11 protein-coding genes are annotated in these 13,856 nt (G+C 64.6%); 8 read left to right on the top strand and 3 right to left on the bottom strand.

What is annotated here, in order from left to right:
* The first annotated feature begins 126 nt into the window (after positions 1-126).
* The 3 genes from aroA to rpsA all read left to right on the top strand — a co-directional run bounded on the left by aroA (position 127) and on the right by rpsA (position 3,990).
* Positions 127-1,494 (top strand): 3-phosphoshikimate 1-carboxyvinyltransferase, encoded by a 1,368-nt coding sequence (aroA, locus tag E4M07_RS07320; protein ID WP_136657667.1) that lies wholly within the window; start codon positions 127-129, stop codon positions 1,492-1,494.
* A complete protein-coding gene (gene cmk / locus E4M07_RS07315; RefSeq protein ID WP_136657666.1) occupies positions 1,494-2,141 on the top strand; it encodes a (d)CMP kinase in 648 nt (215 codons plus the stop codon). The genes aroA and cmk overlap by 1 nt, the downstream gene beginning before the upstream one ends.
* Before the next feature lie 142 nt (positions 2,142-2,283).
* Positions 2,284-3,990, top strand: a complete 1,707-nt coding sequence (rpsA, locus tag E4M07_RS07310) for a 30S ribosomal protein S1 (protein WP_136657665.1) — start codon at positions 2,284-2,286, stop codon at positions 3,988-3,990.
* Positions 3,991-4,069: 79 nt separating this feature from the next.
* On the opposite strand, the gene E4M07_RS07305 is transcribed toward rpsA, so the two are convergent.
* Positions 4,070-4,912, bottom strand: coding sequence for a LysR substrate-binding domain-containing protein (locus tag E4M07_RS07305; RefSeq protein ID WP_136657664.1), 843 nt, complete (start codon positions 4,910-4,912; stop codon positions 4,070-4,072).
* A gap of 91 nt (positions 4,913-5,003) precedes the next feature.
* Here E4M07_RS07305 and E4M07_RS07300 point away from each other — a divergent pair, with 91 nt between their 5' ends.
* The 3 genes from E4M07_RS07300 to E4M07_RS07290 all read left to right on the top strand — a co-directional run bounded on the left by E4M07_RS07300 (position 5,004) and on the right by E4M07_RS07290 (position 8,188).
* Positions 5,004-6,023, top strand: coding sequence for a permease (locus E4M07_RS07300; protein ID WP_136657663.1), 1,020 nt, complete (start codon positions 5,004-5,006; stop codon positions 6,021-6,023).
* A gap of 92 nt (positions 6,024-6,115) precedes the next feature.
* Positions 6,116-6,448, top strand: a complete 333-nt coding sequence (locus E4M07_RS07295; RefSeq protein ID WP_136657662.1) for a DUF6665 family protein — start codon at positions 6,116-6,118, stop codon at positions 6,446-6,448.
* Between the two features lie 102 nt (positions 6,449-6,550).
* Positions 6,551-8,188: a tetratricopeptide repeat protein gene (locus tag E4M07_RS07290; protein ID WP_136657661.1), complete on the top strand. Its 1,638-nt coding sequence runs from the start codon at positions 6,551-6,553 to the stop codon at positions 8,186-8,188.
* A gap of 3 nt (positions 8,189-8,191) precedes the next feature.
* On the opposite strand, the gene E4M07_RS07285 is transcribed toward E4M07_RS07290, so the two are convergent.
* Positions 8,192-9,787, bottom strand: coding sequence for a bifunctional aspartate transaminase/aspartate 4-decarboxylase (locus tag E4M07_RS07285; protein ID WP_136657660.1), 1,596 nt, complete (start codon positions 9,785-9,787; stop codon positions 8,192-8,194).
* Positions 9,788-9,804: 17 nt separating this feature from the next.
* Positions 9,805-11,517: an aspartate-alanine antiporter gene (gene aspT, locus E4M07_RS07280; RefSeq protein WP_206057196.1), complete on the bottom strand. Its 1,713-nt coding sequence runs from the start codon at positions 11,515-11,517 to the stop codon at positions 9,805-9,807.
* A gap of 288 nt (positions 11,518-11,805) precedes the next feature.
* On the opposite strand from aspT, the gene E4M07_RS07275 reads away from it, so the two are divergent.
* The gene (locus E4M07_RS07275) at positions 11,806-13,035 is read left to right on the top strand and encodes a YcaO-like family protein (RefSeq protein ID WP_206057195.1); all 1,230 of its coding nucleotides are present in this window, start codon (positions 11,806-11,808) and stop codon (positions 13,033-13,035) included.
* Entirely contained in the window at positions 13,032-13,835 is an 804-nt protein-coding gene (locus E4M07_RS07270; RefSeq protein WP_136657658.1) for a TfuA-like protein, read from the top strand. The genes E4M07_RS07275 and E4M07_RS07270 overlap by 4 nt, the downstream gene beginning before the upstream one ends.
* Positions 13,836-13,856 lie beyond the last annotated feature (21 nt).

The raw sequence follows: 13,856 nt of genomic DNA, 5'->3' as shown, positions 1-13,856 counted from the left end.
AAAACGGCACACCGGCGGGCCATAGAGGATGACGGCGTTTTTTCGGTGTGCTAGACGGTGCGCGAATGACTGAAAAAGCCCGCCCGGGCCCGGTTTCGGTCCCCGGCATTCAAGGACAACACTATAATGACACACGGCGCTTCCCTGACACCCGCGGTCGCGCGCAAATCCGAAAGCCTCAACGGCACTGTCCGCATACCGGGCGACAAGTCGATCTCGCACCGCTCCTTCATGCTCGGCGGCCTGGCCAGCGGCCGCACCCGGATTACAGGTCTGCTCGAAGGCGAGGACGTGCTGGCCACCGGTCGGGCCATGCAGGCCATGGGTGCGCGCATCGTCAAGCAAGACGATACGTGGATCATCGACGGTGTCGGCAACGGCCTGTTGCTGGAACCCGAGGCGCCGCTCGACTTCGGCAACGCCGGCACCGGCGTTCGCCTGACCATGGGCCTGGTCGGGACCTACGCCTTCGAGGCGACCTTCATCGGCGACGAGTCGCTGTCGCGGCGGCCGATGGGCCGGGTGCTCGACCCGCTGCGCCAGATGGGCGTGCAGGTGAACGCCGCGGAGGGCGACCGCCTTCCGGTCACGCTGCGCGGCCCCGATCTTGCGGTTCCGATCCGCTATCGCGTGCCGATGGCCTCTGCCCAGGTCAAATCCGCCGTCCTCTTGGCCGGGCTCAACGCGCCGGGCACGACGACGGTGATCGAGCCGGTGATGACCCGCGACCACACTGAAAAGATGCTGGCCGGCTTCGGCGCCGAGCTTTCCGTCGACACCGGCGCGGGCGGCGTGCGCACCATCGTGCTGGCCGGTCAGGGCAAGCTCGCCGGCCAGGTGATCGACGTGCCGGGCGACCCGTCCTCGACCGCCTTTCCTCTGGTCGCGGCCCTGCTGGTGCCCGGGTCGCGCGTCACGATCGAGAATGTCCTGATGAACCCGACGCGCACCGGGCTCGTCACCACGCTTTTGGAAATGGGCGCCGATATCGGGATCGTCAATCAACGCTCCGCCGGCGGCGAGGATGTCGCCGACCTCGTGGTCGGCGCATCCGAACTCAAGGGCGTGCGCGTGCCGGCCGAGCGCGCACCGTCGATGATCGACGAGTACCCGGTTTTGGCGATTGCCGCATCCTTCGCCGAGGGCGAGACCGTCATGGAGGGTCTCGGGGAACTGCGCGTCAAGGAATCCGATCGCCTGTCCGCCGTTGCGGAAGGGCTGCGGCGCAACGGTGTCGATTGCGACGAGGGCAGGGACTCGTTGCGGGTGCGCGGCGTGCCCGGCGGCGCCGGGCTCGGCGCCGTCGCCGAGGATGCCGTCGTCACGACCCATCTCGATCACCGCATCGCCATGGCTTTCCTGGTCATGGGTCTGGCGGCCGAAAAGCCGGTTTCGGTCGACGACAGCGCCATCATCGCCACCAGCTTTCCCGAGTTCATGGACATGATGACCGGCCTCGGCGCCACGATAGAACCAGTCCGGAAGGCCGCCTGATGGCTGGCTTCACGGTCGCCATCGACGGCCCGGCCGCATCCGGCAAGGGAACGCTGGCCCGGCACATCGCAGATGAATACGGCTTCCACCATCTCGACACCGGGTTGACCTACCGGGCCGTCGCCAAGGCGCTGCTCGATGCCGGCGCCCCGCTGGATGACGAGAGCAGGGCCGCGGCGGTTGCAGCAGACCTCGACTTTTCCGGGCTCGACCGCGCGACACTGTCGGCACACGGCATCGGCGAGGCGGCCTCGCGCGTCGCGGTGATGCCTCAGGTGCGCGCAGCACTGGTTGAGGTGCAGCGGCGTTTCGCGGCCCGCCCGCCGGGCGCCGTGCTGGACGGCCGGGACATCGGCACCGTGGTATGCCCCGATGCGCCGGTGAAACTTTATGTGACGGCGACGCCCGAGGTGCGCGCCCGCCGCCGCTTTGCCGAGATCGAGGCCGCCGGAAACGGGCTTTCCTACGACGCGGTTCTCGAGGATCTGAAGAAACGCGACGCCCGGGACAGCGCCCGCGCCGACTCGCCCCTGCGCCCCGCCGAAGATGCCCACTTGCTAGATACGAGCGAAATGGATATAGAAGCGGCGTTCCGCGCCGCCAAACGGCTGATCGATGCCGCCAATACGGACGGAACCCGCAAATGAACCACCGCTTTTGATGCGGCCTCGCGCCGAACGGGCAGTCTCAGGGACTGCCGGCCTGCATCGAAAGTGAAAGCAACACCAACCGTCGGCGCATCCAGTCCGGCCGTCGAGGCACTCCGGTCCGGACCGTTCAGGAGTATTCATGTCTGCACAATCGTCTACGGAGGACTTTGCGTCCCTCCTCGAGGAATCTTTTGCCACCCAGGATCTCGCCGAAGGCTATGTCGCCAAGGGCATCATCACGGCCATCGAAAAAGACGTCGCCATCGTCGATGTCGGCCTCAAGGTCGAGGGCCGCGTTCCGCTGAAGGAATTCGGCGCCAAGTCGAAGGACGGTTCGCTGAAGCCGGGCGACGAGGTCGAGGTCTATGTCGAGCGCATCGAGAACGCGCTGGGCGAGGCGGTCCTGTCGCGCGAAAAGGCGCGCCGCGAGGAAAGCTGGGTTCGCCTCGAAGCCAAGTTCGAGGCCAATGAGCGGGTCGAGGGCATCATCTTCAACCAGGTCAAGGGCGGCTTCACCGTCGATCTCGACGGCGCCGTGGCGTTCCTGCCGCGCTCCCAGGTCGATATCCGGCCGATCCGCGACGTCACCCCGCTGATGCACAACCCGCAGCCCTTCGAAATCCTCAAGATGGACAAGCGCCGCGGCAACATCGTTGTCTCGCGCCGCACGGTGCTTGAGGAAAGCCGCGCCGAACAGCGCTCCGAGATCGTCCAGAACCTCGAGGAAGGCCAGGTGGTCGAGGGCGTCGTCAAGAACATCACCGATTACGGTGCGTTCGTCGACCTCGGCGGCATTGACGGCCTGCTGCACGTCACCGACATGGCCTGGCGCCGCGTCAACCATCCGACCGAGATCCTGTCGATCGGCCAGACCGTCAAGGTCCAGATCATCCGCATCAACCAGGAAACGCATCGCATTTCGCTCGGCATGAAGCAGCTCGAGGCCGATCCGTGGGACGGCATCGGCGTCAAGTATCCGGAAGGCAAGAAGATCAAGGGCACGGTCACGAACATCACCGACTACGGCGCGTTCGTCGAGCTGGAGCCGGGCATCGAGGGCCTCATCCACATCTCGGAAATGTCCTGGACCAAGAAGAACGTCCATCCGGGCAAGATCCTGTCGACCAGCCAGGAAGTCGAGGTCGTCGTCCTGGAAGTCGATCCGAGCAAGCGCCGCATCTCGCTCGGCCTCAAGCAGACGCTCGACAATCCGTGGGAAGTCTTCGCGCAGAACCACGCTGTCGGCTCCGAGGTCGAGGGCGAGGTCAAGAACAAGACCGAGTTCGGCCTGTTCATCGGCCTCGAAGGCGATGTCGACGGCATGGTGCACCTGTCCGACCTCGACTGGAACCGTCCCGGCGAGCAGGTCATCGAGGAATTCAACAAGGGCGACGTGGTGAAAGCCGTGGTCCTTGATGTGGACGTCGAGAAGGAGCGCATTTCGCTCGGCATCAAGCAGCTTGGCAAGGACGCGGTCGGCGAGGCCGCCGCTTCGGGCGAACTGCGCAAGAATGCCGTCGTTTCCGCCGAAGTCACCGGCATCACCGATGGCGGCATCGAGGTCAAACTGGTCGATCACCCGGATGTGTCGTCCTTTGTCCGCCGCTCCGACCTGTCGCGCGACCGCGACGAGCAGCGTCCCGAGCGCTTCTCGGTCGGCCAGACGATCGACGCGCGTGTCACCAACTTCTCCAAGAAGGACCGCAAGATCAGCCTGTCGATCAAGGCGCTGGAAATCGCCGAGGAAAAGGAAGCCGTCGCCCAGTTCGGATCGTCCGACAGCGGCGCATCGCTCGGCGACATCCTTGGCGCGGCCCTGAAAAAGCAGAACGGCGACGAGAAGTAAGCCGTCCTGCATTAACGAACAGCGACCCGCGGCGGAAACGCCGCGGGTTTTTTTGTTGCCCGCCGGTACGGGCGGTCGGTCAGGCCGAAAAGGCGTCCCTGATGGCCGCCGCCATCGCCCGGCGGGTTTCCGTTTCGGCGCCGCTGCCATATTCGATCACCAGATTCGATGGCGGAATGGCGCCGAGTTCCTCGACAGGTTCCAGCCGCCCCGTCATCGCAGACGCGCCGAGCACGCCGGCGGCGATGCCCGCTTCGAGCGCCGCCACGATGCCGATCGTGCTTTCGCTCGAATAGACGATGCGGTATGCGCGGCCGGAACTTTCAAGGGACCTGAGGGCGACATCGCGCCACCAGCAGGCGCGGTCGTAAAGCGCGATCGGCAACGGGCTGCCGGCATCATGTTCAAACATGCGCGAGGCCGCCCAGAACAGGGGCTCGCGGCGCAGCAGCGTCATGTCTGGGCGGACGGTGGCCACCTCATGCACCGCGATATCGAGCGTATCGGTGGCCAGCGATTTTGAGAAACCGCTCGAAAGCGCGCAGTGAACCGACAGTTCGACATTCGGATGCTGCTGCGAAAAGTCCGCGATGATCCGCGACAGGACATCGCGGCTGTGATCGTCCGGAATGCCGATACGCAGCGCGCCCGTGAGCCCGTCGTCCCGCAATTGGGCGAGCGTCGTGTCCATCAGCCGCACCGCCTGCCGCGCCGCCGGCTCAAGCGTCTCGCCGACCGGTGTCAGGCGAATGCCGCGCCCGTGGCGCTCGAAAACCGGCGCGCCGATCAGTTCTTCGAGCTTCTTGATCTGGATGCTGGCCGCCGACTGCGAGCGGTAGATGCGTGCCGCTCCGCCGACGAAGCTGCCGGCGTCGGCGATGGCCAGGAACGTGCGAAGCAGGTCGGTATCGAGGGTGTTCATCGTTCAATTTTTTCAATAGCTGCTGTTTATAATATTCGTTTTTCTAATTTCTCGCCAGCCCCATACTGCGCCCGATCAATCGGAGCCCGACATGTCTGATTTTGCCGCTGGACACAGACCAATCGTCTCCCGGAATGTGCTCCTGGCCCTGGCCGCCGTGGCATTGGCCACGGCGGCGCTTTTGCGGCCCGGCCAGACGCTCGACACCGCCCGTTTCGTCGCACTCAGCCTGGTCGAGGTCGCGCCGCTCATCATTCCCGGCATATTGCTTGCGGCCTGGGTCGCGGCAAGCGGCGCCGGCGACCGGGTCGCCGGCCTGTTCGGCCGCCGCATGCTGCCGGCCGTTGTTGCGGCGTCCGCCATCGGCGCCGTCACGCCCGTGTGCGGCGTCACCGTGCTGCCGCTCATGGCGGGTCTGCTGGCGGCCGGTGTTCCGCTGGCGCCGGTCATGGCCTTCTGGCTTTCTTCGCCCGTCACCGATCCCGCCATGCTCGCCGCCACCGCCGCAACGCTAGGCCTCTCCTTCGCGGTCGGAAAGACGCTGGCCGCATTCGGCCTCGGCATTCTCGGCGGATCGGCGACATGGCTCGTGGCGCGCCGCCCCTGGATCGAACGACCGCTGCGCAAAAACGCGATCGTCGGCAGCGCCGGGTCCGGTTGCTGTGACGACGGTGGCTTTGACTGGGCCGTCTGGACCGATCCGGCGCGGCGCCGGCGGTTCGGAAGCGAATGCCGCGCCACCGGGCGGCTGGTTCTGATCTGCCTCATTCCGGCCTTTGCCGCCGAACATGTTCTAAACGGCCTGCTGCATCCCGAAGCGCTGTCGGCCTATGTCGGCGAGGACAGCTGGTGGGCGGTGCCGTTGGCGGTCTTCGTCGGCGCGCCGGCCTATGTGGACGGTTATGCGGCGCTGCCACTGACGCGCGCCCTGATCGATCATGGAATGGCGCCCGGCGCCGCGATGGCCTTCCTGGTGTCCGGGAGCGCGGTCAGCATCTGGGGCGCCCTGGCAATTTTCCCGGTCCTCAAGGCAAAACCGTTTCTCCTGTTCGTCGCGCTGGCGGTCATCGGTTCGCTGGCGTCGGGCTGGCTGTTCCAGATTGCCGTTTGACAATCGGTAGAACCGGCGACAGATAGGTCTGGAAATTGTCCGGCGGCTGTGCCGGCGGGCAGGAAGCCGATCCGCAGACGGGATGACAGGGCATGGCCGTCAGGGCACCGATATTCTTCCGCAGGCGTCGCGGTCCGGAGACCGGCGCGGGCATCCTTGACGGGGAGCTCCTAGCGGAGATGGCGGCTTCCATCGGCCGCGCGGGCCGCGGGATGGAAAAGGCGCTTGCCGAGCTGCGCGATTTTGATGCGCAGGCACCCGGGACCGGGACCGACGAGCGGCGGCAGGAGCTTGTTCAGAATGCGGCCAACCGGGCCTGGGTGCTTTTCGTACAGTATGAAATGGCCGGCCTTTCCTCGCAGTCACAGCTTGTAAAGCGCTATGCAATCCCGGCGGAAGTACTTGTCCGCGTCGGTATTCGCTGATCGGCGCCGGCCGCGTTGCTTTAAAACAAATTGAAATTGCACGGATCGGTGTCCGTGTTACTCTTTCGGCAGTGCGGCGAAGCGAACACTCCCGGAGGGGTTATGGATTACTACGATCTCGGAACCTATCGCCGCGAGATTACCACCACGTCAAAAGACGCGCAGCGCTGGTTCAACCGCGGCCTGATATGGACCTATGCCTATAACCACGAAGAGGCGATCGCCTGTTTCAACAAGGCGCTTCAGCACGATCCCGGCTGCGCCATGGCCCATTGGGGTATCGCCTACGCCATCGGACCGAATTACAACAAGCCCTGGGAGGCCTTCGAGCCGGAGGAAAAGCCCGAGGCCATTGCCCTGGCGCAGTCGGCACTGGCGGCAGCCGCCGAGTTCGCACCGCAGGCGCTGCCCGCCGAGCGGGCGTTGATCAAGGCGCTGCGCGCGCGCTATCCCGAGACCGGTGATGTCGAGGATTTTTCACCCTTCAACGACGCCTATGCCGACGAGATGCGGCTCGTCAACGGCTCGTTCCCCGGCGATCTCGACCTGTCGGCCCTGTTTGCCGAGGCGATCATGAACCGCACGCCCTGGCAGCTCTGGGACCTTGAGACCGGCGCGCCGGCGAAGGGCGCCGACACCACGGAGGCGATCCGCGTGCTGGAAAACGCCTTCGACACGATCGACGGCGCGTGGGACCATCCGGGCCTGTTGCACATGTATATCCACCTGATGGAGATGTCGCCGCATCCGGAGCGGGCATTGCGGCAGGGCGACCGGCTGGTGACGCTCGTGCCGGATGCCGGTCACCTCATCCACATGCCGACGCATATCGACGTTTTGTGCGGCGACTACGAGAATGTCGTGGCGCGCAACTCGAGGGCCATCGAAGCCGACTACATGTTCCTGCAGGAGGCCGGCGCGGACAATTTCTACACGCTCTACCGCTGCCACAATTTCCATTTCAAGATTTACGGCGCGATGTTTCTCGGCCAGGCCGCGACGGCGCTGCGGACAGCCGACGAACTGGTCGGGAACCTGCCGGAATCGGTGGTCCGCCCGCTCGCCGATTGGTTCGAGGGATTCGTACCGATGAAGCAGCACGCGCTGGTGCGCTTCGGGCTTTGGGACGCAATCCTGGCGCAGCCGCTTCCGGACGATCGGGAGCTGTTCTGCGTGACCACTGCGATGCTGCATTACGCGAGAACCGTCGCCCTTTCCAACACCGACCAACTCAGTGCGGCCGATGCCGAGCGCGACCTGTTCTTCGCGGCGCGCGACAAGGTTCCCGAAACCCGCATGGTGTTCAACAACACCTGCGTCGACATCCTCAAGGTGGGCGAGCAGATGATGCTCGGCGAGCTGGAGTACCGCAAGGGCAATATCGACACCGCCTTCGAACATCTGGGCAAATCCATCGAGCTCGACGATACGCTGCCCTATGACGAGCCGTGGGGATGGATGCAGCCGACCCGTCACGCGCTCGGTGCGCTGCTCTTGGAGCAGGAACGGTACGAAGAGGCCGAGGCGGTCTACCGCGCCGATCTCGGGCTCGATTCGACGCTGTCCCGCGCCTGTCAGCACCCGGGCAACGTGTGGAGCCTGCATGGTCTCCACGAGTGCCTGGCGCACCGTGGCGAGGAGGCGGAGCGGCTGCACGTCAAGCTGCAGCTCGACAAGGCGCAGGCCCGAGCCGAGGTTCCGGTGCGCGCCTCCTGCTTCTGCCGGCGCAACGCCGCTTGAGGGCTACTTCTTGCCCGACGTGAACTCCTGGTGGAGCTCGTCGAGCACTCGCCGGGTGAAGGCGCCGATTTCGGCATATTCGGCCTCGGTCAGGTTGGCGAGCGAGACGCGCGCCGATGAATCGACCACCTCGAAACCCTTGCCGGGCAACAACACGACGCCGGTCTCGCGCGCCAGCCGGAACAGGAAATCGGTGCCGCGCTCGCCCGAGGCGAACCATTTGGCGAACTGTTTTCCATAGAGCTGTGCGCCAAGCTGCTGCAGGTCGATCAGCGTGTAGTAGTTGACACCGTTCGGGCCGATGCGCGGCTCGATGCCCATCTCCTGGCAGAGCGTGCGGTACCGGTGTCGGATCAGGTGTTTGGCCGCCGCCTTGTAGCTGCCGTCAAGGTCCATCAGCCCGTTGAGCGCCAGCAGTGTCATCTGCAATTGCTGGGGCGTGGAAAGACCCGCCGTGTGGTTGAGCGCCACGGCGCGGCTGTCGGCGACCAGCCGGTCGATGAAGCGCAGCCCCGCAACGTCCGTGGTCAGCGAGGAATAGCGCTGATCGAGCTTCTTCTTGACGGAGGCGGGCAGGCCGGCGAGGGCCTCGTCGAGCACGTTGTCCTCATGCAGCGCGATGACGCCGAGCCGCCAGCCGGTGGCGCCGAAATATTTCGAGAAGGAATAGACGCAAAGCGTGTTGTGCGGACAGGTGGCGAACAGCGACACGAAGTCGTCCGCGAAGGTGCCGTAAACATCGTCGGTCACGACGATCAGGTCGCGGCGCTTGGTGTTGATCAGGTCCGAGAGCTGCTTGAGGCAGGCGTCCGACAGCTTGTAGGAGGGCGGGTTGCTCGGATTGACGAGGCAGAACACCTTGATCGCCGGATCCTCGAGCTTGGCAATCTCTTCCTTCGGGAACTGCCAGTCATTGTCCTCGTCCATGCGGATATCGACGATGTCCATCGCGTATTCGGGCAGCGGCGGAATTTCCAGGTAGGGCGAGAAGATGGGCGTGCCCAGCGCCACCTTGTCGCCAGGGGCAATCAGGCCGTTGTTCTTCAGCGTCTGGAAAATATAGGTCATCGCGGCGGTGCCGCCTTCGGTGGCGAAAAGCGAATAGTCGCCGGACTTCGGAACATTGCCGAACATTTCCTGGCCGATATAGGCACCGACGATTTCCTCGGCATGCTCGAGCATGCGCGGCGGCACCGGGTAGACGCAGCCGAGGAAGGCCTGGACCATTTCGAAGATGAAGTCCTCGCGTTGCAGTTCCAGCTGGTCGCGCACGAAAGAGATCGAGGCGCGCAGGAAAGTAACGCCCGGATCGTCGGGGAACCGGCCGGCAAAGGATTCGAACCGCTCGATCATGCCGTCCTTTTCCGGAAGGCCGCCGAAGCCGCTGTTGAGATAGGAATAGGAGCGTTCCGCCTCGAGAACCGCGAACTCGCCGAGCCTGAGGAAGGCCCGGCGCGGCTGGGTTGCCAGGAAATTCGGATTGCCGCGCCCGGCGTTGAGCATCACCTTCTGCGACTCGGTCCTGGCGACGGCAATCAGCTTGTCCTTCAGTTCGAAGGGGCTGAGATCGGCGAATTCGCTGAAATCCTGGTCCTGCATGATGACCTCATCTCAAGTTAGGGCGAAGGGTTCTTGGCGATGATCCCGACAATCAGGGGACCCCAGATCGTCAGGAAGACATTGGCGACCGCATAGGTGACCGTGAACGTGACCACCGGCGTCGCATTGCCGGCCTTGGCCAGCAACGCGGCAAAGCCGGGATTGGCGCTGCGGCCGCCGACGACGCAGGCCAGCGCCTCGATCGGGTTGCGGATGCGCAGCACGTAGTAGGAGAAATAGAAAACCACAATCTGCGGGATGATGGTGACACCGACGCCGAGGAAAAACAGCGTCAGGCCGTATTGCTGCATCGTGGTCACCGCCTGCGGCCCGGCCGAGATGCCGACGATGGCGACAAAGACCGCGAGGCCGAAATCCCTCAGGAAGTTGGACGCGCCGGTGGGCAGCGCCGCGAACTGCGGATGCGTGCTGCGCAGCCATCCGAACAACAGCCCCGACAGCAGGCAGCCGCCGCCGGTTCCGATGGTCACCGGAATGCCGGCAACCCGGAACTCGATCATGCCGACGAGAATGCCGAGCGCCATGCCGATGCCGAAGAACACGAAATCGGTCACCGCCGCGGCGGTGATCTTGTAGCCGATCAGGCCTTGCACCCTGTCCAGATCCTTGGGCGCGCCGGTGAACAGCAGTTCGTCTCCCTTGTGCAGTTCGAGACCGTGCAGGTTCGGCAGGTCGCGGCCCATGCGCCGGGCGGCGACGAGATAGACGCCGTGCCGCGTCTGCACGCTGAGTTCGTCGTGCATTTCGCCGATCGTCTTGCCGATGAACTGCGGCTTGGTGACGATGACCTCGCGCTGCTCCTCGACCAGTTGATACTGGTCGGGCGCGGTGCGTTCGGGGCCGAAATAGTCCGACACGCCCTTCATGACCGTAACCACACCGGTGACGGCGATTTGATCGCCCGCCTGCACCACGGTGTCGTCGTTGACGGCTAGTTCCTCGCCGTTGCGCAAAACGGATTCGACCGCGGCGTCCGAAAGGTCCTGGTCGATGGCAAGGGCGGTCTTGCCGGCCGCCCTGCTGTCGGCCGATACTTCGTAAAGGCGGGTGTTGACCTGGCGTATGGCATTGAACTGGCCGGGTTCCAGTTCGGCCTTGCCGCCGGACAGTTCCCGGGCGAGCTTGACTGCTTCCTTGCGCACGTCCCAACCCATCACCATGGGCAGGAACCACGTCACCACGATGATCGGGCCGAGATTGCCGAAGATGTAGCAGACCGCGTAGCCGACGGCGACATTGGTCTGCATGATCTTGATCTGCTCCGCCGAGACGCCGAGCTTGGCGATGGCGTCGCCCGCCGTTCCGATGATCGCCGATTGCGTCAGTCCGCCCGCCGCAAGACCGGCAGCGGTGCCCCGGTCGAGGTCGAATGTCCAGGCGCTGACAAGCACGCAGATCAGGCCGACGAGACACATGACGAAGGCGGATACGAGCTGGTTCAGCGACCGCCGGTTGAGCGACCGGAAGAATTGCGGTCCGCCCTGATAGCCGACCGCGTAGATGAAAAGCGCGAAGAAGACCGACTTCATCGCCGTGTCCAGATGGATTCCCAGCTGGCCGATGATCACCCCGACGATCAGCGATCCGGCAATGCCGCCGAGAACGAACTGTCCGATTTTCAGTTTGCCGACCACATAGCCGAGGGAAATGGTGATGAACAGCGCCAAAAGGGGCGCTGCATCGAACAGCCGGTCGAGCATTTCAATCATGGACAGCTCCACGGTTCTGAGAAGCGGCGATGCACGGGCAATGTGCAACACGTTTGCCGGGAGATACAAGACGCAATTCGGGTGGCGCGCAACCTGGTCGGCGGCATGATTCCCGCGGTTTTCGGAATTGAATGCAGATAATGCCGGCTGATACGGTTCGGCGGTCAGTATGAATGTATTGCTATTAAGTCTGTTGCCAGTAAAAATCTGGATCAATCCGCCCAAGAGAAGTAACAATAGGCGCAGATGTTTCAGGTGTTGAGGGAAAGCAGCGACCCGGTGGACATTTTGTCTGCAGATCCCGGACTGAAAGACTGCTCGCGCGGGCTGCAGAGGGTTTGCGCGGCGGAAGACACACTGGCGCGCATATTGCCGCAGAAGCACCGGTTCGGCATCACCCGCATCGCCAATGTCACAGGCCTGGACCGGATCGGCCTGCCAGTCTTCCTGGCGACACGGCCCAATGCGCGGTCCGTTGCGGTTTCGCAGGGCAAGGGCATGCGCGATTCGGAAGCCCGCGCCTCGGCCCTGATGGAAGCCGTCGAAATCTGGCATGCCGAGCACTACGACCGGCCCATGCGCTTTTCCAGTGCCCGTGAACTCGCCTGTTCCCACCGGCTGATCGACGTCGGGCGGCTGCCGGCCATCGCCGACGGCCGTTTTAACGCCTCCTTGCGCATGCTTTGGGCCGAGGCCGTCGATCTGATGAGCGGCGACGCTTTGCTGGTGCCTTTCGAAATGGTCCACGCCGACTACACCCATCCGGTCCAGCCCGGCCACGGCTGCTTTCCGGCAAGCACCAACGGCCTTGCCTCCGGCAATCATCCGCTGGAAGCGATCTGCCACGGCATTTGCGAGGTGATCGAGCGCGACGCGCTTTCGATCTGGCACCACGCGCCGCCTGAGCAGCAGGCAGGGCGCGGGGTCGATCCCGAAAGCGTCGACGATCCCGACTGCAAAGCGGCGATCGGGAAGATAGCGGCAGCGGGTCTTGAAATGGGGGTCTGGGACATCACCACCGATATCGGCGTGGCGACGTTCCTTTGCGTCATCCGGGATGGCGCGGCGGAGCCCGGGCATATCGGCATCGGATCGGGAACCCATCTCAGCCAGGGTGTTGCGCTGCGCCGGTCGCTGACGGAGGCGGCCCAGACGCGGCTGAACTACATCAGCGGCTCGCGCGACGACCTGATGCTGTCCGAGTTCACAGCCCGCGGCCGCGGCGAGAAAGCCGGTGCGGTGGGCCGGATGCTCGCGGAAAACGGCCGGGCCCGAAGGTTCGCCGACGCGCCTTCGGCCGAGAACGACACATTGCAGGCCGACCTGGCCGACTTGCTGGACGGATTGCGGAAAGCAGGGATCGATGAGGTCGCTGCCGTGGATCTCAGCCGCTCCGAATTCGGCATTCCCGTCATGCGCATCATCATTCCGGGTCTCGAGGCACCCCATGACGATGTCACCTATGTCGCCGGCGACCGCGCGTTTCAGGGCCTCGATGCCGGGGAGGCGTTGCCGTGATCGTCGTGTTCGCCGGCCCGTCGCTCCACGGAGAGCCACTCGAACGCTATGACGGCATGGAGTTCCGGCCGCCCGTCAAGCAGGGCGATCTCTTCCGGGCGAGCCTGGACCGGCCGGACGCCATCGGCGTCATCGACGGTGTTTTCGACGGTGTGCCGTCCGTCTGGCACAAGGAAATCCTGTGGGCACTGACGCAGGGCATACCGGTCTTCGGCGCCGCCAGCATGGGCGCGCTGCGCGCCGCCGAACTCGATGCTTTCGGCATGACCGGCATCGGCCGCGTCTATGAAGCCTATCGCGATGGCGAACTGGAAGACGATGATGAGGTCGCCCTGCAGCACGGCCCGGCGGATGCGGGTTACGCGCCGCTGACGCTTGCCATGGTCAACATCCGCGCGACCCTCGATGAAGCGCTGCGAACGGGCCGGGCGAGCGCGGACCAGTGCCGGTCGCTCGCGGGGGTGGCGAAGGCCATCCATTTCAAGGCGCGGACCTGGGAGGCCTTGCTGCAGGCCATCGGGAACGACTGCGATACCGCCACTCGCGAATGCGGCGCGTGGATGCGCAAAAACCACTTCGACCAGAAGAAGCGCGACGCGCTGGCGCTGCTGCAGTGCCTGGAAGACAAGGGGTCCTGGCCGGACCGACCGGTCGGATTCCATTTCGAGCACACCGAATTATGGCGCCGGGGCGTCGAGGAATGGCGCGCGCGCCGCGATCCTTCGGAACGGGCGCGTGACGGTTCCCGTCGCCCCGTTGAGCCGGAGCGGCTGTTCCGGATTGTCGGCGGCGACGAGTGAACAAGGCCGATCCTGGAAGGG

This window comes from Nitratireductor sp. XY-223 (assembly GCF_004959855.1).
In the GTDB taxonomy this organism is placed as follows: Bacteria; Pseudomonadota; Alphaproteobacteria; order Rhizobiales; family Rhizobiaceae; genus Hoeflea_A.
The sequence above is the reverse complement of the archived record's forward strand: the minus strand, read 5'-3'. Positions and strand labels throughout refer to the sequence as shown.